Here is a 23,177-nt window from a genome sequence, read left to right on the forward strand (position 1 = left end):
CCTTTCGTGGGTTTCATGTTCAGACTATCTAAATCCGCCACCATCAGGAATGGCGCTCGCGCCCCAGGCCTCTTTGGGATGCCTGGATGGAGACGCGCGTAGCGAGGCCGCAATCCTGCGACACATCCGTTACGTTTCCGCATGGAAGTGCAAGCGATGCGTAGGAGTAGTTTCCGGGAGGTCGTCAGGAGACGATATAGGCCCGCGCGTCCGTCTCTTTGACCTCCAAACCGAGCCCCGGTCGGGAGAGGTCCGGCGTCAGGAGGCCGCCATCTGGGGTGGGCGCCCCGTCGAACAGCATGTGCTCTATGCGGACGTGATCGTGGAAATATTCCATATGTCGTATCTGCTGACAGGCGGCGCATACGGGCAAATGGATAGCGGGTGCCGTATGTGAAGAAAACGGCAGACAATGGGCCTGACATAGGGCATCCAGGCGCAGGAATTCACTGACACCGCCGCAACGCGTGATGTCAGCCTGCAAAACGTCGATGCGCGCCGATTCCACCAGTCGGCGCGCGCCAAAAAGGTCGTAGACGTATTCCCCGGCGCTCACATCCATTCCGGGGGGCGCCCTGTCGCCTATGAGACGCAAACCGGCCAAGTCGTCGCTCGACACCGGCTCCTCGAACCACGACACCTCTTGCTTGCCGAACGCCATGGCAAACTGAAGCGCCTGCTTGCGACTATAGGCGCCGTTGGCATCCACGAAAAGCGCGGTGGCCGGACCGATCGCATCACGCGCCGCAGCCACGCGCGCCACATCGTGCTCGGGCGCACGCCCGACCTTCATCTTGACGGCCGGCAACCCTTGTTCGGCCCAATGGCGCAACTGATCGACCAGTTGGTCGCGGGAATACGACGTAAAGCCGCCGCTCCCGTAAGCCGGCAGCGCCACGTGCTTGCGGCCAAGCAGGGTGGCCAGCGGAACACCCAGTATCCGCGCCTTCAAATCCCACAACGCGCAGTCAACCGCCGACAGCGCCGCACCCCCGATCCCCGGTCGGCCGATATTGCGCAAGGCTTGGGCCATGGCGAACCAGGCGCCGGATATGTCGAAGGCGTCGCGGCCCCGAAGGATCGGAAACAGATGCTCGGCCACCACCCCGGCCGCCCCCTTGGCGCTATAGGTATAGCCAAGCCCGGCATGGCCGCCGGCATAAAGCCTCGCCAGCACCATGATTGTGGCGCTCCAAGCGAGCGTACCGTCAGACTCCGGTTGCTCGGTCGGTATGCGAAACACCTGCACCTCGGCCTTCTCGATGGGTGCAACGGGCAGCGCCGACTCATCAATGGCCATGGGGTACGAGCTCCTCCCATTCTTCCGCCAGCGAGGCGCGCACGATGCCGAGCGCGTCGACATCGCCTTTCACCAGTGCCGACGTAAAGTTCTTGGCCTGCTTGAAGGTAATATGCGGGGGCAGGGGTGGAATGTTCGGATCAGTGTGGGCATCGATGATCACCGGTCGATCGGCGGCCAGCGCCTCATCCCAGGCCGGCCCGGCGGCGCTCGGCCGGTCGACCACTATGCCACGAAGGCCGAGCATCTGGGCGTAGGCGGCATAGGGAAAATCGGGCACGCTCTGCGAGGCCTCGTATTTCGGATTCCCGGCCAGCACGCGCATCTCCCACGTGACCTGGTTCAAGTCACGGTTGTTCAAGACCAGGATGATGAGGTGCGGGTCGGACCACTCCCGCCAATGCCGGGCAATGGTTATGATGTCGTTCATGCCGTTCATCTGCATGGCCCCGTCACCGGTCATGGCGATGACCGGTCGATCCGGATAGGCGATCTTCGCGGCGAGCGCGTAGGGGACGGCCGGCCCCATGGTGGCGAGCGTCCCCGAGAGCGAGGCCTTCATCCCCCGTTTGATCTTGATGTCGCGCGCATACCAATTGGCCGCCGAGCCGGAATCGCACGCCAAAATGGCGTTCGCCGAAAGCCGTTGCGACAATTCCCAAAACAGGCGTTGCGGGTTCACGGGATTGCCGTCGTTCAGGGCGCGCGCCTCCAGGACCTTCCACCATTCCGCGACATTTTTTTCGATCCTGTTACGCCATGATCGGTCGGTTTTGGGGCGCAAGAGCGGCAGAAGCGCCCTCAGCGTAGAGGCCGAATCGCCGATGAGATTCAGTTCCATGGGATAACGGATTCCGAGCATGCGGCCATCGATATCGATCTGAATACCGCGGGCCCGACCCTCGCGGGGAAGGAATTCACTGTACGGGAAGCTGGACCCGACCATAAGGAGCGTATCGCACTCCTCCATCATATCGAAACTGGGTTTGGTGCCAAGCAGACCCATGGAACCGGTCACGAACGGGAGATCATCCGGGACCGCGGCCTTGCCGAGCAGGGCCTTCGCCACACCCGCCCCCAACCTTTCGGCAACCGCTATCACCTCGTCGGTCGCCGAAAGGCACCCGGCACCGACCAGCATGGCCACCCGTTGGCCGTGATTCAGGATCTCGGCGGCGCGATGTAGATCACGCTCCTCCGGTATGACATAGGGGCGCATATAGCCGACGCTTGAGTGTATCGTATTATGGGCATGGGGCGGCTTCTTGACCGCGCGCATCTCCTGCACATCGTTCGGGAGAATGATGCAGGTCACAGTGCGCTCGGCAAGCGCTATGCGCACCGCGCGATCGACGATATGACGGGTCTGGACCGGGTTCATGAGGGTGTGCACATACTCCCCGGCGACGTCCCGGAACAAGGTATGCAGATCGACCTCTTGCTGATAATGGCCGCCCATGACCGTGCTCGCCGCCTGGCCCACGATGGCCACTACCGGCTGATGGTCGAGCTTCGCGTCATATAGACCATTTAGCAAATGGATGGCACCAGGCCCCGAGGTCGCCACGCAGCATCCCACCTCGCCCGTGTATTTGGCGTGCGCACAAGCCATGAATGCCGCCAGTTCCTCATGACGGACCTGAACAAAATCCACGTCGGCACTTGCGCGCCCCATGGCACCCAGCAGGCCGTTTATACCGTCTCCAGGATAGCCGTAGAAACGCCGTATACCCCATTCGCGCAGCCTCTCTAGCATGAAATCCGCCACTGTATCTGCCATGTTTCCTCCTTCGGTCCGTTCTGGATGAGATTATTCGCTGAAGGCAATGGTGCTGATAAGCGCGTTTGGCGATTGCCGGGAATCGAGCCGCGTATGTTGCACGACGACCGGCGCGTCGGCTCGTATGATGATGGAATAGTCCACACCCTTGGGGATCGGTTCTGGATCGCTCAGATCATTACAGCGCACATGACGGGTACGCCGAGGGGCAATGGTCATGCGATACGGCCCAACGGGATCGCGGTCGGAGAAGAACACCTGCATTTCGACATGGGCCTCGACCTCACCGGCGTTCAGTATGCTCACCGACTCGTGGCTCGTCATCTCCGGTTGCGGTCCGTTGCTCCAGGCCGGTATATGGCCGTCGGCAATGGCCCATGTGGTTCTGCCTATCACATGATCCCTCATCGGACATCTCCATCGCCATTTCCGACAGGGAGGCTATCGTACGCCCCCGTCGCGCGACCGGTGATCCGGCTTTGGCAAGGGCGCCGCACCTGTTTTTTTGCACAAACGATCGCGGCGGTGGCGCTGGTCATGGCCTGTGGCAGACCGATGGGCTGCGACCGAGCGGGCAGTTGGATCACCCCCACAAAATCTTTGGGTGATCGTGGCGATGGAGGGTGGCGAACCCGGCGGACGCGCATAGGCCCGATGGTTCATGGACCGAACGCGGCCAAGGCATCGGGCACGACTGCCATTACGTTACGCGCCACATCTTCCCGGCATCTTCCGCTACCATGGTTTCTTTGCGATCATGCCGGCGCGGCTGAGCAGCGGGATGGGCGCGTGCGGATGGGGCCGCGATCTTTCAGAGGCGCCCGTGCCGGCGCGATCCATGGCCGGGGCGGCACACGAGGCCTTGACTCATCGGTTCCGATGGCCGGGATGATGACACGGGTGACAGGATCGGCCCGGCGAGGGGTGCGCACCCGGCAGCGAGCAGGGGAGGGGACACGACAGGGGTTTGCCAAAAGGCGCCTTGACCGCTCCTGCGGAGATCGTAAGGCGCGCCCGTGCGTGGCGATATGGCGATACGGACTGTGGCGCGGGACCGATGAGCAACAAAGACAAGGAGGAAGCGTGGAGGATTTCGATGTACCCATCGAACGACGCAACACCGGCAGCGTCAAATGGGACCGCTATCGAGACCGCGACATTCTGCCGCTGTGGGTGGCCGACATGGACTTTGCGTCGCCGGACGTGATCGTGCGCGCCCTGCAAGAGCGCGTGGCGCATGGCGTCTTCGGTTATGGCAACGCCCCCAAGGGGCTGCTCGAGGCGATCCTTGCTTATGTCCATGCCCATAACGGCTGGGTGCTGCGGCCGGAATGGATCGTGTGGTTGCCAGGCCTTGTCTCGGCGCTGAATCTCGCGTGTCGCGCCACCGGGGCCGAGGGCGATGACGTGCTTACCCTGACCCCCGTCTACCCGCCATTCCTGAGCGCGCCACGTCTCGCCTCGCGCCAACTCATCACCGCCCCCCTGGCCTGCCACGCCGATCGTTATGTCATCGATTGGGAGGCCCTAGAGGAGACGATCACGCCGACCACCCGGCTGTTCCTGTTGTGCAACCCCCACAACCCCGTGGGGCGGGTATACACGGTCGAAGAACTCGAGCGCCTTGGCCGATTCTGTGAACGCCATGAGCTCATCATCTGCGCAGACGAGATCCACGCGGGCCTCGTGCTCGATGCCTCCTTGCGCCATCGGTCGATTGCCAGCCTGCACCCTGATCTTGCGCGGCGCACGATCACGCTCATGGCACCCAGCAAGACCTTCAACGTGCCCGGGCTCGGGTTTTCGTTTGCGGTGATCCCGGACCCCGCCCTGCGCGAGCGCTTCCGCGCGGCCATGAAGGGTATCGTTCCGGATGTGAATGTGCTCGGTTTCGCCGCCGCCCTGGCCGCCTATCGCGACGCCGAACCATGGCGCCAAGCCTTGATCGGTTACCTGCGCGATAACGCCGCGCTTGTGCTCAACGCCGTGCGGGCCATGCCGGGGCTCGAGGTCGCGCCCGTCGAGGCGACTTATCTCGCCTGGATAGACGCCCGCACCCTAGCGCCCCAGAACCCGCAGCGGTTCTTCGAGGGCGCCGGGGTCGGGCTGTCCGACGGTGCGGATTTTGGAGCGCAGGGCTTTGTTCGCCTCAACTTCGGGTGCCGGCGGGTGCTGCTCGAGGATGCCTTGGACCGGATGCGGCGTGCCGTCGCGCACAGACAGGGGGCGGGGTAGGGGCGCGCGGGGCGAGGCCTACCACCGGACGCACGGCAGGCCCCTGGACGACCCCCCACGAAAACACGACGGGATCTTAGGGAATCTCGAATCCTTCGGCCTCAAGCATGCGCACGAGCCGGATGAGCGGCAGGCCGATCAAAGTGGTCGGATCATCGCCGATGAAGCGCTCGAACAGGGCGATGCCGAGTCCTTCGGACTTCGCGCTTCCGGCACAGTCGTAGGGCCGCTCCTTCTCGAGATAGCGGGTGATACGCCGCTCATCGAGCACACGAAAGACCACCTCGAACAGCGCCACTTCCGACTGCACATGGCCGGTCCGGGCATTCAGGAGCGCAAGTCCCGTATATAGGCGCGCCGTCTTGCCGGATATGCGCCGCAATTGGCGAGCGGCCTCCTCGAGTCCGCCCGGTTTGCCGACAATTTCACCATCATATTCGGCGACCTGATCGGAACCGATTATGAGGGCATCAGGCGCCCCGGGACTGACCGCCCGCGCCTTGGCGATCGCCAGGCGCTCGGTCAAGGCGCCTGCGTCTTCCCCGGGATGTCTGGTCTCATCGGCGTCCGACACCAGGACCTCGAAGGGGATCTTGAGTCGCGTCAAAAGCTCGTGGCGATAGCGCGAACCCGAGGCCAGGACCAGACGTTGCGGCGCCATCACGGGCTAGCCGATCTCGACCAGGGCTTCGTTGGGATTTACGCTGTCGCCCTTCTTGACGTGGATACTCTTCACCGTCCCCTTGATCGGGGCCGGCACCTCGTTTTCCATCTTCATGGCCTCGATGACGAGCACCGGATCACCGGCCTTCAGGACCTGTCCTATGGTCACGAGCACATCGACCACGGTCCCGGGCATGGCGCTTGTGACATCACCGGCCTTGACGGCCCGCGGGCGACGAAGCCCCGCCGCCATGCTGGCCACGGGGGCCACGCCGGGTTCGCGGAAATCCCCGCCGGCGCCCTCGGTCGGCACGATACCCATGGTTTCCACCATGATCTCCTCGGGCATGCCATCGACATAAACGTAGAACGGTCGTTGCTCCTCGTTTTTGTGCCCGGCCCCGCGGATCTTGATGTTGTAGGTTTCGCCATGCATCGTGACATTGAAATCGGTGGGCGCGAGATAGCAGGGGGCGGACTGCGCCTCGGGTGGAGGCAAAAGCTCCTCGGGTCGCAGCGTGCCGGCGGCGCGTTCCTCCAGAAACTGGCGACCGATCTCTGGAAACATCGCATAGGTGAGGACGTCCTCCTCGCTCTTTGCCAAATCGCCGATCTCGGCACGCAATTTCGCCATCTCCGGAGGGATGTCGTCGGCCGGTCGATGGGTTATGACCGGCTGGTTGCCGATGGCGAGCCGGCGTACGCGGCTGTCTATGATCCCCGGGGGCGCGCCGTAGCGGCCCTGGAGGTACAGCTTAACCTCGTTCGTAATGCTCTTGTAGCGCTGACCGGTCAGCACATTCAATACCGCCTGCGTCCCCACGATCTGCGATGTCGGCGTGACGAGCGGCGGATAGCCGAGATCGGCGCGCACGCGCGGAATTTCGAGCAGCACCTCGTCCATGCGCGCAAGCGCCCCCTGTTCCTTCAACTGATTCGCCAGATTGGAGATCATCCCGCCCGGCACTTGATTGACATGAACCCGGCTGTCGACCCCCGTATGGTCGCTTTCGAACTGGTGATAACGTTTGCGCACGTCACGAAAATAGGCGTTGATGCGCTCGAGGCGCTCCAGATCCAGCCCGGTATCATGAGCGGTTTCGCGCAACGCCGCGACCAGGCTCTCGGTGGGCGGATGGCTGGTGCCCTCGCCAAACGCCGACAATGCCGTATCGATCAGATAACATCCGCTTTCGATCGCCTTCCACTGACAGACGGTGGCGAGGCCCGACGTCGAATGGGAATGGAGATGCAGCGGGACCTTCACCGCTTTTACGAGCGCCTTCACGAGCGCCGTGGTTTTGGTGGGCGTCAAAAGTCCGGCCATGTCCTTTAACGCAATCGTCTGGCAGCCCATGGCCTCCAGCTCCCGGGCCATGGCTACGAACGCCGGGACGCTGTGCACCGGGCTTGTCGTGTAGCAGATGGTCCCCTCGGCATGCTTGCCGCTTTGCAGTACCGCCTCGATGGCCACACGCAGATTACGCGTGTCGTTCATGGCATCGAATATCCGGAACACATCGACTCCGTTGTCGGCGGCCTTGGCTACGAACGCGCGGACGACATCATCCGAATAATGGCGGTAGCCGAGGAGATTCTGGCCGCGCAGCAGCATCTGGATGCGCGTGCGCGGCAACGCGGCCTTCAAAAGCCGCAGCCTTTCCCATGGATCCTCCTTCAGAAAGCGCAAACACGCGTCGAAGGTCGCGCCCCCCCAGGCCTCCAGAGACCAGTAGCCGACGGCGTCGAGATCCGGGCACGCGGGCAACATGTCCTCGGTGCGCAGGCGGGTGGCTATCAGGGATTGATGCGCATCCCGCAGGATCACGTCGGTGATTTGTACACGCGTCTTTGCCACGATTATCTACCTGTCATCATGAGTTCTTGATTATACCCCGGGGGCGCGTCTTGCGTCGCGTTCGCTGCCGGGGCCACCGATATGCGTCTACAATCCATGGTGCGCGGCAATGGCGGCGGCAATCGCCGCCGCAAGATGCGACGTTGGACGGCGCGCCGAGTAGTTGCTGAGTTCCGGGTGATCCTCGACAAAGGCGGTATTGAACAGGCCACCGCGGAATTCAGCGGTCTTTAATATCTCCAGGTGGTAGGGGATGGTCGTCTTGACGCCAGACACCCCCATGTCCAGCAGCGCGCGCCTGGCACGCGCCAAGGCCTTATCCCATGTCAGAGCCCATATGGTCAATTTGGCACACATAGAATCATAATAGGGAGGGAACTCATACCCCGTGTAAATGGCGGCATCGGTGCGCACGCCGGGGCCACCGGGCGAATAGTAGCGGGTTATGCGGCCAAAATTGGGCAGGAAATCGTTCTTTGGATCCTCGGCGTTGATGCGAAACTGCAGGGCATACCCGCGCCTTTGAATGTCATCCTGGGTAAAGGACAAGGGGCTTCCGCCCGCGATCAGAATCTGCTCCTGCACGATATCGACACCGGTAATCTGTTCGGTAACGGTGTGTTCGACCTGCAGGCGCGTATTCATCTCCATGAAATAGAATCGCTCCTCCTGATCGAACAGAAATTCGACAGTGCCCGCATTCTCGTAGCCGACCGCCTTGGCGGCGCGCACCGCAAGCCCGCACACCTCGGCGCGCTGCTCGTCTGTAAGCTGTGGAGACGGGGCGATCTCCAGCAACTTCTGGTGGCGCCTTTGAATGGAACAGTCACGCTCAAAGAGGTGCACGACATTACCGAACCGATCCCCCAGTATCTGGACCTCTATATGGCGGGGATTGACGACGCATTTCTCGAGAAAGACCTCTGCGGCCCCAAAGGCCTTGGTGGTTTCGGAAACAACGCGATCATATTGGCGACGAAGCTCCTCCTCGGAATCGCAACGCCGGATGCCGCGTCCGCCGCCCCCGGAAGTGGCCTTGAGCATGACCGGATATCCTATGAGCCGGGCGGCATCGATGGCCTCGTCCAGGCTCGCGACATTGCCCTCGCTTCCCGGAACGACCGGCAGACCGGCGGCGATCGCGGCACTGCGGGCCAGGGTCTTGTCACCCATCTGGCGAATGACCGCCGGAGAGGGTCCGACGAAGATCAACCCGCGACGGATACAGATCTCGGCGAGCTCCGGGTTTTCTGACAAAAAGCCGTAGCCGGGGTGGACGGCGTCACAACCCGCGCCCAGGGCCACGCTGGTGATGCGGTGGGCATTCAGATAACCGCCCACGGGATCGGGACCGAGGTTATAGGCCTCGCTGGCCTTTTTGACATGCAAGGCGTGGCGATCGGCGTCGGTATACACCGCCACCGATGCAATCCCCATCTCGGCACAGGCCCGGACTATCCGTACTGCAATCTCGCCGCGGTTTGCCACCAGTAGCTTCTTGATCACCTGATACCGTCCCCATTAACCTGCACAAAACTGTACAGAGGATTTATCCGCACACGGTTGATCGGCCGACAGCACCTGCAACTCATGCTCTTTGACGCGCAGCTGCGCCGGAGGAACGGACTCACAGAATTCGTCGGACTTCGGTATGCGGCGTCCACCGCCCCATGCCCGGGCCGTACATTCTGTCCAGCACATTCCGCGCCGCGTTGAAATCCGCCGGGATAGTGGGCCATGCCAGCCGGCGGCCATGATGTCCTTGCGAATATCGGCGACGCTCTTGCCCATCCACCCCAGACCGCCATAAGGACGCTAGACATGAGCCCGCATCGACGCCGTCGCCGTGCGTATGCGGCGCCGATCACTCTGGGACGACGCCTGCGCGGCCCGGATACGGCTTACGGTCACGACAACAGTCCCTCGGGTTCCTTGCTGCCCGGGTAATCATCCTTGATTTGCTTCTTGTACTTGCGCATCCCATACATCCGGCAACGGAAGGTATGCACGATCGCCAGCAAATCCTCAACCATTTCCTGTTCCGGCGACAACGATTCCTGGTTGACGACAACAATTTCGCAACCTTGTTCGAGCGCCAGATGTTCGATCAAATCGAAGCCGAAACGCACCAGCCGATCCTTGTGCGCGATCAGCACCCTGGCGATTTCGCCGCGCGAGATACGGTCGAGCAGGTCGAGGAATCGCTTGCGCTTGAAGTGCATTCCGCTGCCGACCTCCTTGATCCATTCGTCCACGGGAATGGCCCCCGCCAGACAGTACGCCTCCAGCGCCTTGACCTGTGATTCCAGATCGTCTTTTTGTCCGGCGTTGGAGACACGGCAATAGACGACGGTCAACCGTCTCTCCGGCGCGCCGCCCAGCATCGCACGCACATCCGATTCGTCGAAATACCGATGACCGGACGGATGCCGTTTAGCCATCAACTTGCCCTCGCGCTCCCATCGGCGAACAGTCTGTACTGATCTACCAATGCGTTTTGCGAACTCACCTATCGCGTATGTCTTGCTCATGACGTATAACTATAGGCATATCTGGATAGAATTCCAGCATCGGTTAATTGCTAATTGCGCCCGAACCCATGCACGACAAGGCGGCGGCGTATTGTAAAGCTTTGGCCGCCACTATTCACCAGAGGGCAGCCCTCGCCGACCAATATGCGCAAACCCCTCCCAAGCGGCCGCAGGGCGCAAACGGAACCACACCCCGCGGGCAGGAGCCGGGGGCGCTGGCCCCCAGGATGCCCCAGGCCATCATCGGAACCGGCACCCGGCGGGATCGCCTTGGACCCCCGGCACGAGGTTCCAATAGGTCGTTGGTATCGGCAGTGTCCGTGTTAGGCGGCACGGCATCGTTCGGCCCGGGTGATGCGGATTTCGTAGCGACACGACACCGGCCCTTCGCCCAAGAACCCCGGGGTTACGGTGGTGGCCGGTCGCGACTGCCAGGACCGGCCGGGGCGGGGCGATGGCGTCCTATCCCATGGCTACCGCGACCGGCAGCGGGGCTCGCGTGCCCACGCCGGCTGGCTTAGGCCGTGATTCCGAGCAACGATTCCTGTAGCCCGTATGGCGGCGGGCAGGCGCCCGACAGGGGGCGCGGATGCGCTCGGGCACGGCAACTCTCCATGCCACCCCGCATTCCGGGCCCCATGGCCTTGCATTGATGACGGCCGGGCTCTGGGGGCCATTTTGACAGCCCCCGGCCCCCTCTATATGATGGCGCATGGAATCGGGTTTCCTGCCAAGATCTGTCGACCCGGAACGGGCCGCCGACCAGGGTCTCGTGTTCGTCGCCCCGCTTGATGCGGCGCCCCTGACGCGACTGAGGCAATTGGCGGCGGGGGATGCCGGCCGGATCAGCAGCCGGCTGGCGTTCCTGCGGGACGAGCAGGGGCGGGCCGTAATGGAGGGCCATGCCGAGGCCTCGCTCCCGCTATTATGCCAGCGATGCGCCGCCGTCTTCCGGTTCGAGCTCCATGCCGACTGGCGACGGATATTCGTGCGATCGGAGGCCGATGAGCAGGATCTGGCGGAAAAAGGGGTCGATGTCTGCTATCATGACGGCCCGCTCAATGTCGCCGATGTGGTGGAGGAGGAGTTGGTGCTGGCCCTCCCCATGGCGCCGCGACACCCCGAGGGGTGCGAATCCATCCTGCGACCGGCGGCCGGGACCCATCCATTCGCCGGGTTGGCGGGGTTATTGAAGCGCGATAGACGCGATAATAGGAACTGAGGAAAGAACACAATGGCGGTACAAAAGAGCCGTAAGACCCCCTCCAAGCGCGGCATGCGCCGCTCGCACGACGCCTTGTCCCGCCCGACCTTGTCCGTCGACCCCACGAGCGGGGAGACACATCGTCGCCATCACGTGAGCCCGGACGGCTATTATCGTGGCCGCAAGGTTCTCGATACCAAAGCCGACTAGGTCTGTCCCGGAGTCGTAAGTGACTATCACTATCGCCCTCGATGCCATGGGGGGTGATCATGGCCCGCGCGTCACGGTTTCGGCGGCGCTGGCATTCCTGGAGTCCCGGCCGGAGGCGCGTGTGGCGCTCGTGGGACAACCGGATGCCATCGAGGGCGAGCTGCGCCGGTTGGCGGCGGGATCCCACGAACGCCTGCAGGTCGTCCCGGCCACCGAGGTCGTGCGCATGGACGAACCCCCTGCCCAGGCCCTGCGAACCAAGCGGGACTCGTCGATGCGCGTGGCCTTGAGCCTGCTGCGCGATGGGCATGCGGACGCCTGCGTGAGCGCGGGCAATACCGGCGCGCTTATGGCGGTCGCCCATTTCATTCTAAAAACCCTGCCGGGAATCGATCGACCCGCAATCATGACCGCGCTCCCGACCTTGAAGGGGCATGTGCACCTGCTCGATCTGGGCGCGAATGTCGAATGTACCGGCGAACATCTCCGGCAATTCGCGGTGATGGGCGCGATCGTTGCCACCGCGGTGGATGGCAAGGAGCGGCCGAGCGTCGGCCTTTTGAATGTCGGCGTGGAAGACATCAAGGGTAATGAGATGGTCAAGACCGCGGCCCAACTGCTTGCGCGCAGCGGGTTGAACTATATCGGCTATGTCGAGGGTGACGGAATTTACGCCGGACATGCCGATGTGATCGTATGCGACGGATTCGTGGGAAATATCGCGCTAAAGACCAGTGAGGGCCTGGCGCGCATGATCCGTGCATTCCTGAAAGAGGAGTTCGGGCGCAACATACGCACCCGTCTGGCGGGCCTCGTTGCGCGCCCGATCTTGAAGGCCTTTGCCCGGCGTGTCGATCCCAAGCGGTACAATGGCGCCACCCTGGTCGGTTTGAACGGTGTCGTCGTAAAGAGTCACGGCAGTGCCGACACGGTTGCCGTGCGCAACGCCCTGGAGGTGGCCTTGCGCGAGGTGCGGCACAATATCCCGGACCGTATCCGCCGGGAAATGGAACCCCCTCCGCAGCGGGGACTCGCGTGACCTACGCTCGCGTCCTCGGCACTGGGAGTTTCCTGCCCGAGCGCATCGTGACCAATGCCGATCTCGCATTGACCGTCGATACGTCAGACGAGTGGATCGTGTCGCGCACCGGGATCCGCGAGCGGCGCATTGCCGGGCCCGGAGAGACCACCTGCGACCTGGCGGAGCGCGCCGCCCGGCAGGCGCTCGATGCGTCCGGCTGCCTCGCCTCCGAGATCGATCTCGTGATCGTGGCTACCACCACTCCGGATCGCGTCTTTCCGGGTACCGCGTGCCTTCTTCAGGAACGCCTGGGGATCCATGGACCAGCGGCCTTTGATGTCCAGGCGGTGTGCACGGGTTTCGTGTATGCGCTTGCCATCGCCGAGAAATTCATTCGCGCCGGAGGCACGAAGCGCGCGCTCGTGGTCGGCGCCGAGACGATGTCACGCATCGTCGACTGGAATGACCGGTCGACATGTGTATTGTTCGGCGACGGTGCTGGCGCGGTCGTGGTCGGGGCGGGCGATGAGCCGGGCATCCTGTCGTCGCATCTGCATGCCGATGGGGCCTATAAGGACCTTTTGACGGTACCGGCCGGGATCTCCGAACGGGGCGCCGCCACCGGCCGCATCACGATGCGCGGGAACGAGGTCTTCCGGATGGCCGTGACCACGCTCGATGCGCTGGTCGCAGAAACCCTGGCCGCCAATGATTTGAAGCAGACGGACATCCGCTGGCTGGTGCCGCATCAGGCCAACATTCGCATCATAGCGGCAACCGCCAAAAGGCTCGGCATGGCGATGGATCAGGTCATAGTAACCGTTGACCGGCACGGCAATACGTCGGCGGCATCGATTCCCTTGGCCTTCGACAGCGGGGTGCGCGATGGACGCATCCAGCGCGGCGATGTCGTGCTCATGGAGGCATTCGGCGGGGGGTTGACATGGGGTTCCGTGCTTCTCCGGTATTGATAAAAGGATCGAAGAGGTGACGATGAACGCGAACGGTGGCACGGCCTTCGTCTTTCCCGGACAGGGATCACAATCCGTAGGAATGCTGAAGGCGCTGGCGGCGGATCACGCACAGATCGTCGAGACCTTTCGGGAGGCATCCGAAGTCCTGGGTTACGACCTCTGGGATGTCGCGCAAAATGGGCCCGAGGAGGCGCTCAACCGCACCGCCGTCACACAGCCGGCGCTGCTGGCCGCGGACGTCGGCTGTTACCGTGCGTGGCGTGCGCGAAACGGGGTGCAACCGGCGGTGATGGCCGGCCATAGTCTCGGCGAATACGCGGCGCTGGTGTGCGCCGAGGCCGTGGATTTTCGCCAGGCCGTGCGACTCGTGGCGCGACGCGGCGAACTCATGCAGGAGGCGGTCCCGCAGGGGGAGGGGGCCATGGCGGCCATCCTTGGGCTGGCCGATGAGGCTGTGGAGACGGTTTGTCGCGACTGCGCCCAGGGCGAGACATTGGCGGCCGCCAACTATAATGCCCCAGGACAGGTGGTGATCGCCGGAACCAAGGCCGCCGTAGACCGCGCCCTTGTCGCGGCGCGCGAGGCCGGGGCGCGGCGTAGTATCGTGCTTGCGGTCAGCGCCCCCTCGCATTGCGGGCTCATGCATGCCGCCGCGCGGGAGTTTGCCGAAACCCTGGGGCCCGTGACCTTGAAGGCGCCGGTGGTACCGGTCATCCAGAATGCCCCGGTGGCCGCCTTGTCCGAGCCCGACCTCATCCGCGAGGCCCTCGTAAGCCAGCTATTTTCACCGGTGCGCTGGGTTGAGACAATACGCCTGGTGGCGGCATGGGAGGGTATGTCGCGGATCGTCGAATGCGGCCCCGGGAAGGTGCTTACCGGCCTCGACAAGCGTATCGTCGATCTCCCATGCGTACCCCTGGGGGAGCCAGCGGATTTCGCCGCGGCCCTCGGGGTCACGGGGTCTTAAGCCCACGACGACAAGAATCAGGGAGACAACCATGGGACTCGATGCTGATATTGCCTTGATCACTGGCGCAAGCCGGGGGATAGGCAAGGCGTGCGCATTGCGGCTTGCATCGCAAGGCGCACGCGTCATCGCGACCGCCGCTTCGGAAAAGGGCCTCCAGGGAATCACCGATTACTTCGCGACCCATGGCGTCCAGGGATGGTCCTTCCCGCTGGACCTCTCCGATGCGTCCTCGATCGACGCACTGCTTTCGGAACTGGAAAAGCGCGCACAGTGGCCGAGTATTCTGGTGAACAACGGCGCCATAACCCGCGATGCGCTGGCCATGAGGATGCGCGACGAAGACTGGGACGCGGTCTTGGCGACCAATCTTACGGGCACATTCCGCCTCACCCGCGGATGTCTGCGCGCGATGACCAAGGCCCGCGGCGGACGCATCATCAATATAAGTTCGGTGGTCGGGGTGACCGGCAATCCCGGGCAGACGAATTACGCGGCGGCCAAGGCCGGTTTGATCGGTTTCGGGCGCGCCCTGGCGCGCGAGGTCGGCAGTCGCAACATAACGGTCAACGCCGTCGCCCCGGGATTCATCGATACCGACATGACGCGCGCCCTTGGACAGGGGCAAAAAGACGCCTTACTGACGCAGATACCGCTTGCGCGCCTGGGAACACCGGAAGATGTCGCCTGCGCGGTGGCATTTCTGGCGTCCCCCGAGGCGTCGTACATCACCGGGACGACCTTGCACATCAATGGCGGAATGTATATGAATTAGCCGATCGGCGCCCAAGGTAGACTTCGGCGGCGGGGATGTGATAACTATGCCGCCGCACGGCTTCGTAACGATTTTCTGGAGGAATGAAAGATGAGCAGCATCGAAGAGCGGGTAAAAAAGATTGTGGTCGAGCAACTCGGAGTCAATGAAAACGAGGTCTCGACCGACGCGTCATTTGTCGACGATCTCGGCGCCGATTCGCTTGATACCGTGGAACTCGTCATGGCGCTGGAAGAGGAGTTTGACTGCGAGATCTCGGACGACGAGGCCGAGAAGATCACGACCGTGAAGCAGGCGGTCGACTACATCACGGCGCACGCCGCTAATTGATTCGGGCTGCGATCCGGGCATTGCCGTGCGTTCATATCCGGGGAGATTCGTTTGAATAAGAGGCGCGTCGTCATCACCGGGCTCGGGGCGGTCACGCCTCTTGGCCTCAATGTCGCCGACAATTGGCGGCGGATCACCGCCGGCGAGAGTGGGATTGGCGCGGTGACGCAATTCGACGCGAGCGGGTTTCCGTCGACTATCGCCGGCGAGGTCCGGGGGTTCGATACCAATGCGTTCCTGTCGGAAAAGGAAGCCCGCAAGATGGACCGGTTCATCCAGCTCGGCATGGCCGCCGGGGTGGAGGCGGTCAAGGATGCGGGCATCATCGTGACCGATGCCAACGCCGAACGGATAGGGTGTTATATCGGCTCGGGTATCGGTGGCGTCCACACCATAGAGGAGACCACGCGCCAGTATCTGGAAAAAGGCGCACGGCGCATTTCCCCTTTTTACATTCCCATGAGCATCATCAACATGATATCGGGGAACCTGTCCATATTATATGGATTCAAGGGCCCCAATCTCTCGGTCGTGACCGCATGCACCACATCGACCCATGCCATAGGCGAGGCCGGCCGCATCGTCGAGTACGGGGACGCCGACATCATGATCGCCGGTGGCGCCGAGGCCGCGGTGACACCGACCTCGATGGCGGGCTTCGGCAATGCGCGGGCGCTCAGTTCGCGCAATGACGATCCGACGCGGGCCAGCCGCCCCTGGGACCGTGATCGTGACGGCTTTGTGTTGAGCGAGGGCGGGGCGGTCGTGGTGCTGGAAGAGCTCGAACACGCACGGGCGCGTGGCGCGCGCATCTACGCCGAACTTCTCGGCTTTGGCATGAGCGGTGATGCCTACCATATGACAAGTCCGCCGGAGGATGGGGATGGGGCCGCGCGATGCATGCGCTATGCCCTGCGCAATGCCGGTGTCGATATTGCCGATGTCTCTTATATCAATGCCCATGGAACCTCGACCCCGCTTGGCGACCGCGCCGAGACCATAGCGATAAAGCGCGTGTTCGGTGATCTCGCCAAAAAGCTGTCGGTCAGTTCGACCAAGTCGATGACCGGGCATCTTTTGGGGGCGGCGGGCGCCATAGAGGCGATCTACACGACGCTTGCCATACACGAACAGGTTGCGCCGCCCACCATCAACCTCGATCAGCCAAGCGAGGACTGCGACCTCGACTATATCCCGCACACCGCGCGGGAGATGCCCATTACCTACGCGCTTTCGAACTCCTTTGGATTTGGTGGCACGAACGGGACGCTGGTACTCGGCCGTTTCCGCTAACCCCATGGATGACGGCGTGGCGATTCGGGTGATCCCGGAGGGCGCCGACCTCCTGCGCATCCATGATGCCTTTCCGGAGCGCTATCCGCATCTGCTCGAAGGCCGCGGAGGGGAGGGGTGGGGGTGTGACATCCTGTTTGCCGAACCCGAGGATCCGGTCATCCTGCGGGCGGACGCGACCCCGGCCGACTGTGCGCGATTCTTCACCATCCTTGATGACTGCACGGGCCTTGCGGCGGGTAGCGCCGTGCCAGACGAGACGCTCCCGTTTTACTACGGGCACTTTCTGTTCCTGAGCTACGAACTTGTCACGGCATGGGAGTCGCGACTGGCATCACTTCCCTTGCCGGCGGATGTGCCGCTCGCCTGGCTACAGGGCTTTTCAGGGGCGGTTTTGCGGGAGCGGTACGCGGGCCGCGCGATCATCACCGGCAGGGATGCGTCGGTGGTCGCGAGGATCGCCGCCGATCTCAAGCACCTTCCTGCCACGAGGCCATGGTCGCCGATAGCACTCGAGCATCTGAATGAAGACCCCCCCGAGGACTATGAGCGGGGAGTGCGCGACATTCAGGCGCGCATCACCCATGGGGAGATCTTCCAGGCCAACCTGTCCCGCCGCTATTCCGGGCGTATCCGCGCCGGTACCCCGGCCGGTGCGCTGCTCGAGGGCCTGCGCGGGCATAACCCGGCACCATTTTCCGCGATGGCGCGGCTTGGCGACACCCTGATCGCAAGCGCGTCTCCCGAGCGGCTCCTCAGGCGCTGGCGATCACAGGTGACGACCCAGCCCATTGCCGGGACCTGTGCGCGCGGTCCCGGGGCCCTGGCCGACGAATCGGCGCGGCGCGGTTTACGCACCGACCCCAAGGAGCGCGCCGAGCATCTCATGCTCGTCGATCTCGAACGTAACGATCTCGGTCGCGTGTGCGTGCCCGGCAGCGTCCGGGTCCCGGAGTTCATGCGCATCGAGAGCTTTGCGACCGTCCACCATCTGGTGTCCGACGTGGAGGGCACGTTGCGTGGCGATATCCGGCCATCGCATCTCATTCGTGCGCTGTTTCCGGGCGGCTCCATTACCGGCTGTCCGAAGATACACTGCATGGGGATCCTGGCGCGGAACGAGCGCCGCGCGCGCGGCGCCTACACCGGCAGCCTCGGCTATATCAACGAGCGCGGCGACATCGACCTCAACATCCTGATCCGCACGCTCGTGGTGCGTGGACCCGAGATCGAGTTTCGCGTGGGGGCCGGGATCGTCGCCGATTCCGATCCGAAACGGGAATTGCTCGAGACCCAGGCCAAGGCTGCGGGCCTTGTGCGCGCCCTGGGGATCACCGGTCATTGCTGATCGCCAAGCCAGTCATGACCGAGAACCCCCCATCCCGCGCGCATCCCCGCCATCGGTTCCCGGCGCCGCAGCCCACGGCATACGCGAGCCGCGACGGATCCGCGACATGAATCCGCTTGCGAGCCTCGTGAACGGCCGCGCACAGTCGCTTATGGCCGTGACAAGCCGTCTGCAGTATGGGGACGGACTGTTTGAGACGGTGGCCATTCACAACGGCCGCCTGCTCTTGTGGTCCCAACATGTGCGACGGCTCATGGCCGGCATCGAACGACTGGGGCTCGCCCCCATCGATGCCGCGCTCCTCACCGCCGAGGCCGAAGGCTTGGCGGCCGCACACAGCCCCGCTATCCTGAAGATCATCGTGGTGCGCGGGACCAAGGGGCGAGGTTACCGGCCGGCGGCCGCCGCGACCGACCGCATCCTGACGCTGTGGCCCTGGCCCAACCGTCCGGCAGACGAGCAGGCGCCGGTCTTCTGGTGCCGTACCGCGCTTGCGCGGCAGCCGCTCCTGGCCGGCCTCAAGCATTTGAACAGGCTCGAGCAGGTCCTGGCGCAGCGGGAATTTGTCGACCCCTATTGGGAAGGATTGATGCAGGACACGCAGGGATGGGTGATAGAAGGGACCATGACCAACCTGTTCGTGGTCGAGGGCGGCATCCTGACGACACCGATCCTTGATCAGGCGGGGGTCGCGGGGGTGATGCGCGATCAGGTGATGAGGCGCGCGCGCGAATCGGGTATGGTGGTGCGCCTCGACAATCTGACGAGCACGCGGGTCATGGAGGCAGACGAGGTCTTTTTAAGCAATTCGGTGATCGGTGTACGCCCGGTCCTATGTCTTGCCGAGCGCCGGTGGCGACGCGCTCCCGTGACATCGCGGATGGCGGAGATCCTGAGGGCCTGTGGCGATGCGCCCGCTCTCTAAGTGGGGCCTCGGCGCCCTGGTCGTGTGTGGCCTCTCGGCGGCCGGATGGTATCTGCTCGCCGATCGCCCGCTGCATCCGGGCGTAAAGACCTTCCACCTACCCACCGGGACCACCATGCGCGCCTTCGCGGAACTGCTTCAAAGGCGCCACGTAATCGATTCCGCAAACACCTTCGTGGCGCTTGCGGAGCTCACGGGGGAGGGCGATGCCTTGAAGACCGGCGTGTACCGGTTTCCCGACCCGACAACCCCCCTTGGTATCCTGCACAGGGTGGTGACCGGGCAGGTCGTCGAATATCCGCTCACGCTCGTGCCCGGCTGGACGTTCCATCAGGTGCGGCAGGCCTTGGCCCGCGCGCCGCATCTCACAGACGACGTGGGGGGCCGCTCGCATGCCGCGGTGCGCGCCGCGCTGCATATGCATGCAAGCCTCCAGGGGGCGTTTTTCCCGGACACCTACTACTATACCTATGGGGCATCGGCCACGTCGGTACTGGCGCGCGCCCGCAAACGCCTGCGCGCGCTGCTCGGTAAGGACTGGCGCAAACGCGCCCCCGACCTGCCTCTGCGCACGCCGCAGCAGGCCCTGATCCTGGCATCCCTCATCGAGAAGGAGACCGCCAAGGCCGGCGAGCGGCGCAAGATCGCGGGCGTGTTCGTCAACCGCCTGCGTCTTGGTATGCGGCTTGAAACCGACCCCACGGTGATCTTCAGTCTCGGCAAACGCTACCACGGGGTCCTCACCAGCACCGATCTCGCATACCCGAGCCCCTACAACACCTACCTCCATTATGGGCTGCCGCCAACACCCATCGGCCTATGCAGCGCCCGCACCCTTTATGCCGCGCTCCACCCCGACAAGACGCGTGCCTTGTATTTTGTGGCCACCGGACGCGGAGGTCATGTATTCTCTGATACTCTCCAGGCACAAGACGAGGCAATCCGTAAGTATGAGATCGACAGCACCCCGCCGGCCGTTGTTCCTGAGTCTCGAGGGGCTCGACGGGTCGGGCAAGACCACGCAAATCGATCGCGTCGCAGACTTCTGCGAACACCATAACGCCGAGGGCGTCGTGGTGACCCGGGAGCCTGGAGGGACCGAAGTCGGGGAGCGCATTCGCCATATCCTGCTGGAACACGCCTCACTGCACGCGCAAACCGAGCTTCTGCTGGTGTTCGCGGCGCGCATACAGCATGTCAAGGCGGTGATCGCCCCGGCGCTGGCGCTCGGCAAGACCGTCGTCTGCGACCGCTACCTGGACGCCACCTACGCCTATCAAGGCTACGGGCGAGGCCTCGACATCTCCTTGATAGACGCCATGACACGCCTCCTCGACATCCCGCTGCCAGACCTCACCTTCTATTTCGATGTACCCGTGCCCGTGGCCTTGGCGCGACGCGCGGGACGCGCCGCTGATCGCATCGAGGCCGAGGGTGAGGAGTTTTTCGGGCGGGTGCGCGAAGGTTATCGCCGGCGGGCTCAGGACGATCCGGGGCGCTTTGTCGTCATACCCGCCACGGGGTCCTTGACCGAGGTCGGAGAGGCCGTGGACGCGGCCCTTGCAGGGCGCTGGTAGATCGCCATGTTGCCTTGGCAGAAGGCGGCATGGGACCGCGTAGGCGACATAGAGCGCCTACCCCACGCGCTGCTTTTAAGTGGACCACCCGGCATTGGAAAACGCCTGTTCGCCGAGCGCCTCGCGCGCCGGCTGGTGTGCGAGCACACCACGGCCTGCGATGCCTGTCGTGCCTGCCGACTGGCCGCAAACGACAATCATCCGGACGTTCTGATCGTGCGCCCGCAAGAGGGCAAGACCGAGATCACAGTCGACGATGCCCGGGCCCTCAATCAGTTTCTGGTGCTGACACCCCATCTCGCAACGCGCCGCGTGGTGCTCGTCGTCGACGCCGACCGCCTCAACCGATCGGCCTCGAATGCAATCCTAAAGACCCTCGAAGAACCGCCCTCCGGCAGTTATCTGCTCTGTTATCTGCTCTTGGTCAGCGATGCCCCGACCCGCCTCTTGCCCACCATCCGCTCGCGCTGCCAAAACCTGATCCTGCCACGACCGACAGAAGAGGAGGGGCTTTCCTACCTGCAGGCCCATCAGCTGCCGGACCCGGGAGGGCTGTTGGCATTGGCCCACGGGGCGCCGCTACGCGCCCTGGCATGGCCGCACGACGCACCCGCCATGGCGCAACGACTCTTCGCGAGCCTGGAGGCCGTGGCCCTGGGCCGCGACTCGGCACTGGAGGCCACCGAGGCCTGGCAGGCCAGCGACATGGAGATGGGATTGGCCTTCCTGACGGAGATCGCAGCCGCCGTGACGCAGGTGGCACTGACTGGAACCATCGCCCGGGGCTGGCAGGGCGCCCAGGAAGGGCGCTTGCGTGCTTTGGCGGCTCGACTAGACTTGGAGCAAATGCTCGGCCTCTGGGATGAGGCGCTCGAGACCCGGGGTCTGCTCAGCGCACCCCTGGATCGCCGTCTGATGTGGGACCGGCTGTTTTTGCATGTTGAGCCGCGAGGGTGAGTAGTGATATGTCGACCGTAGAATCACAGACACGAGACAACCTAAAGGCCCCGGTACGTCCCGGCGTCTTATCGCTCGTAATCAAGGACCGCAATGCCTTGTACACCGCTTACATGCCGTTTCTGAAAGGCGGTGGCCTGTTCATACCGAGCAACAAACCCTACAAGCTCGGCGATGAAGTCTTCATGCTGCTCACCCTCATCGACAGCAAAGAGAAGGTGCCGGTCGCAGGCCACGTCGTCTGGGTGACGCCTCAGGACGCGCCCGGTGGACGGGCACCGGGTATCGGCATCCAATTTAGCGCCAAGGACGCCGAGGTCGCGCGCACCAAGATCGAGACCCTTCTCATAGGCCAATTGCAATCGGATCGCCCGACCCATACGATGTAGGGATGCCGTTAGTCGATTCGCACTGCCATCTCCACTTCGCCCCGCTGCGCGACGATATCGACGCCGTCTTGGCGCGCGCCCACGAACGCGGCGTGTCCCATATGCTGTGCGTCAGTGTTGGACTCTCGGATATCGGGCCCATACAGGATGTCATGCGCCGGGACCCGAGCGTCTTCGGCTCGGTCGGCATCCACCCCAATGAGGCGGGCGGCACGGATTCGCTCTTCGATGACCTCGCGCGCCTGAGCACGCACGAGGGCATCGTTGCGCTCGGTGAGACCGGCCTTGATTACTATCGATTGGAGGGGCAGGACGTCACCCGCCAACAGACGCAGTTTCGCCTGCACATCGCGGCGGCCCGGCATGTCGCCAAGCCGCTCATCATCCATACGCGCGAGGCCGCCGCCGATACCCTGCAGATCCTGCGCGACGAACACGCACGCGATATCGGGGGCGTCCTGCATTGCTTCACCGAGAGCGCGGATTTCGCGCGCCAGGTCCTCGATCTCAACTTCTGTATCTCATTCTCGGGAATAGTCACCTTCAAGAGCGCGCAGGCGCTGCGGGATGTCGCGCGCCTCGTACCGGAAGATCGCCTCCTGATCGAGACCGACGCCCCGTATCTGGCCCCCGTTCCGCACCGCGGGCAATCGAACGAGCCGTCCTACGTCTCCCATGTCGCGCAATGCCTGGCGGACGTCCGGGGTGTGTCCTGGGAACGGATCGCAGAGACCACCGCGGACAATTTCTTCAGGCTTTTCAAGGATGCGGCACCGGCCGTGGCCGGGGACACCCCGGCCACGGCCGCTGATCCGCGCCGCACATAAGCCATGTAACGCT

At 63.6% G+C, this 23,177-nt stretch carries 23 protein-coding genes; 16 read left to right on the plus strand and 7 right to left on the minus strand.

The features are described from left to right. Positions 1-184: 184 nt before the first annotated feature. From C4901_RS08805 to C4901_RS08815, 3 genes are read right to left on the minus strand one after another with little or no spacing between them, the layout of a single operon-like run. Complete coding sequence (locus C4901_RS08805; protein ID WP_110137010.1) at positions 185-1,300, minus strand: enolase C-terminal domain-like protein; 1,116 nt, start codon at positions 1,298-1,300, stop codon at positions 185-187. Further along, positions 1,290-3,080, minus strand: coding sequence for a thiamine pyrophosphate-requiring protein (locus tag C4901_RS08810; protein ID WP_110137011.1), 1,791 nt, complete (start codon positions 3,078-3,080; stop codon positions 1,290-1,292). Before C4901_RS08810 ends, C4901_RS08805 begins: the two co-directional genes overlap by 11 nt. Positions 3,081-3,110: 30 nt before the next feature. Then, on the minus strand, positions 3,111-3,488 hold the full coding sequence (locus C4901_RS08815) for a sensory rhodopsin transducer (RefSeq protein WP_110137012.1): 378 nt from the start codon (positions 3,486-3,488) through the stop codon (positions 3,111-3,113). Positions 3,489-4,163: 675 nt separating this feature from the next. Here C4901_RS08815 and C4901_RS08820 point away from each other — a divergent pair. Next, positions 4,164-5,315 carry a MalY/PatB family protein gene (locus C4901_RS08820; RefSeq protein WP_205735906.1) on the plus strand — a complete coding sequence of 384 codons (1,152 nt, stop codon included), beginning with the start codon at positions 4,164-4,166 and terminating at the stop codon, positions 5,313-5,315. A 76-nt stretch (positions 5,316-5,391) separates the two neighbouring features. Here the strand turns inward: C4901_RS08820 and C4901_RS08825 are convergent, their stop codons facing one another. The 4 genes from C4901_RS08825 to C4901_RS08840 all read right to left on the minus strand — a co-directional run bounded on the left by C4901_RS08825 (position 5,392) and on the right by C4901_RS08840 (position 10,367). After that, positions 5,392-5,976 (minus strand): nucleoside triphosphate pyrophosphatase, encoded by a 585-nt coding sequence (locus C4901_RS08825; RefSeq protein WP_110137013.1) that lies wholly within the window; start codon positions 5,974-5,976, stop codon positions 5,392-5,394. A gap of 6 nt (positions 5,977-5,982) precedes the next feature. After that, positions 5,983-7,836 carry a sodium-extruding oxaloacetate decarboxylase subunit alpha gene (gene oadA / locus C4901_RS08830; RefSeq protein WP_110137014.1) on the minus strand — a complete coding sequence of 618 codons (1,854 nt, stop codon included), beginning with the start codon at positions 7,834-7,836 and terminating at the stop codon, positions 5,983-5,985. Positions 7,837-7,923: 87 nt separating this feature from the next. Continuing rightward, positions 7,924-9,342: an acetyl-CoA carboxylase biotin carboxylase subunit gene (locus C4901_RS08835; protein WP_110137015.1), complete on the minus strand. Its 1,419-nt coding sequence runs from the start codon at positions 9,340-9,342 to the stop codon at positions 7,924-7,926. A 401-nt stretch (positions 9,343-9,743) separates the two neighbouring features. After that, positions 9,744-10,367, minus strand: a complete 624-nt coding sequence (locus C4901_RS08840; protein WP_110137016.1) for an IS607 family transposase — start codon at positions 10,365-10,367, stop codon at positions 9,744-9,746. A gap of 712 nt (positions 10,368-11,079) precedes the next feature. On the opposite strand from C4901_RS08840, the gene C4901_RS08845 reads away from it, so the two are divergent. The 15 genes from C4901_RS08845 to C4901_RS08915 all read left to right on the plus strand — a co-directional run bounded on the left by C4901_RS08845 (position 11,080) and on the right by C4901_RS08915 (position 23,164). Continuing rightward, positions 11,080-11,589, plus strand: a complete 510-nt coding sequence (locus C4901_RS08845; protein ID WP_110137017.1) for a DUF177 domain-containing protein — start codon at positions 11,080-11,082, stop codon at positions 11,587-11,589. A 12-nt stretch (positions 11,590-11,601) separates the two neighbouring features. Continuing rightward, on the plus strand, positions 11,602-11,781 hold the full coding sequence (gene rpmF / locus C4901_RS08850; protein ID WP_110137018.1) for a 50S ribosomal protein L32: 180 nt from the start codon (positions 11,602-11,604) through the stop codon (positions 11,779-11,781). Positions 11,782-11,800: 19 nt separating this feature from the next. Further along, on the plus strand, positions 11,801-12,820 hold the full coding sequence (gene plsX, locus C4901_RS08855; RefSeq protein ID WP_110137019.1) for a phosphate acyltransferase PlsX: 1,020 nt from the start codon (positions 11,801-11,803) through the stop codon (positions 12,818-12,820). Continuing rightward, the gene (locus tag C4901_RS08860; protein WP_110137020.1) at positions 12,817-13,773 is read left to right on the plus strand and encodes a beta-ketoacyl-ACP synthase III; all 957 of its coding nucleotides are present in this window, start codon (positions 12,817-12,819) and stop codon (positions 13,771-13,773) included. Before plsX ends, C4901_RS08860 begins: the two co-directional genes overlap by 4 nt. A 22-nt stretch (positions 13,774-13,795) precedes the next feature. Further along, on the plus strand, positions 13,796-14,743 hold the full coding sequence (gene fabD, locus C4901_RS08865; protein ID WP_110138587.1) for an ACP S-malonyltransferase: 948 nt from the start codon (positions 13,796-13,798) through the stop codon (positions 14,741-14,743). Between the two features lie 31 nt (positions 14,744-14,774). Continuing rightward, positions 14,775-15,518 carry a 3-oxoacyl-ACP reductase FabG gene (gene fabG / locus C4901_RS08870; protein ID WP_110137021.1) on the plus strand — a complete coding sequence of 248 codons (744 nt, stop codon included), beginning with the start codon at positions 14,775-14,777 and terminating at the stop codon, positions 15,516-15,518. A gap of 90 nt (positions 15,519-15,608) precedes the next feature. Then, positions 15,609-15,848 carry an acyl carrier protein gene (acpP, locus tag C4901_RS08875; protein WP_065971964.1) on the plus strand — a complete coding sequence of 80 codons (240 nt, stop codon included), beginning with the start codon at positions 15,609-15,611 and terminating at the stop codon, positions 15,846-15,848. Positions 15,849-15,899: 51 nt separating this feature from the next. Beyond that, on the plus strand, positions 15,900-17,141 hold the full coding sequence (fabF, locus tag C4901_RS08880; RefSeq protein ID WP_110137022.1) for a beta-ketoacyl-ACP synthase II: 1,242 nt from the start codon (positions 15,900-15,902) through the stop codon (positions 17,139-17,141). Positions 17,142-17,157: 16 nt separating this feature from the next. Next, the gene (locus C4901_RS08885) at positions 17,158-18,489 is read left to right on the plus strand and encodes a chorismate-binding protein (protein WP_168185641.1); all 1,332 of its coding nucleotides are present in this window, start codon (positions 17,158-17,160) and stop codon (positions 18,487-18,489) included. Positions 18,490-18,595: 106 nt separating this feature from the next. Then, on the plus strand, positions 18,596-19,414 hold the full coding sequence (gene pabC / locus C4901_RS08890; RefSeq protein WP_110137024.1) for an aminodeoxychorismate lyase: 819 nt from the start codon (positions 18,596-18,598) through the stop codon (positions 19,412-19,414). Further along, positions 19,398-20,474: an endolytic transglycosylase MltG gene (gene mltG, locus C4901_RS08895; protein ID WP_145960673.1), complete on the plus strand. Its 1,077-nt coding sequence runs from the start codon at positions 19,398-19,400 to the stop codon at positions 20,472-20,474. Before pabC ends, mltG begins: the two co-directional genes overlap by 17 nt. After that, positions 20,365-20,991: a dTMP kinase gene (gene tmk, locus C4901_RS08900; protein ID WP_110137026.1), complete on the plus strand. Its 627-nt coding sequence runs from the start codon at positions 20,365-20,367 to the stop codon at positions 20,989-20,991. The genes mltG and tmk overlap by 110 nt, the downstream gene beginning before the upstream one ends. Positions 20,992-20,997: 6 nt before the next feature. Then, complete coding sequence (gene holB / locus C4901_RS08905; protein WP_110137027.1) at positions 20,998-21,948, plus strand: DNA polymerase III subunit delta'; 951 nt, start codon at positions 20,998-21,000, stop codon at positions 21,946-21,948. Positions 21,949-21,956: 8 nt separating this feature from the next. Next, on the plus strand, positions 21,957-22,337 hold the full coding sequence (locus C4901_RS08910; protein ID WP_065971726.1) for a PilZ domain-containing protein: 381 nt from the start codon (positions 21,957-21,959) through the stop codon (positions 22,335-22,337). A 2-nt stretch (positions 22,338-22,339) separates the two neighbouring features. Continuing rightward, on the plus strand, positions 22,340-23,164 hold the full coding sequence (locus C4901_RS08915; protein WP_110137028.1) for a TatD family hydrolase: 825 nt from the start codon (positions 22,340-22,342) through the stop codon (positions 23,162-23,164). Positions 23,165-23,177 lie beyond the last annotated feature (13 nt).

The organism is Acidiferrobacter sp. SPIII_3 (assembly GCF_003184265.1).
In the GTDB taxonomy this organism is placed as follows: Bacteria; Pseudomonadota; Gammaproteobacteria; order Acidiferrobacterales; family Acidiferrobacteraceae; genus Acidiferrobacter.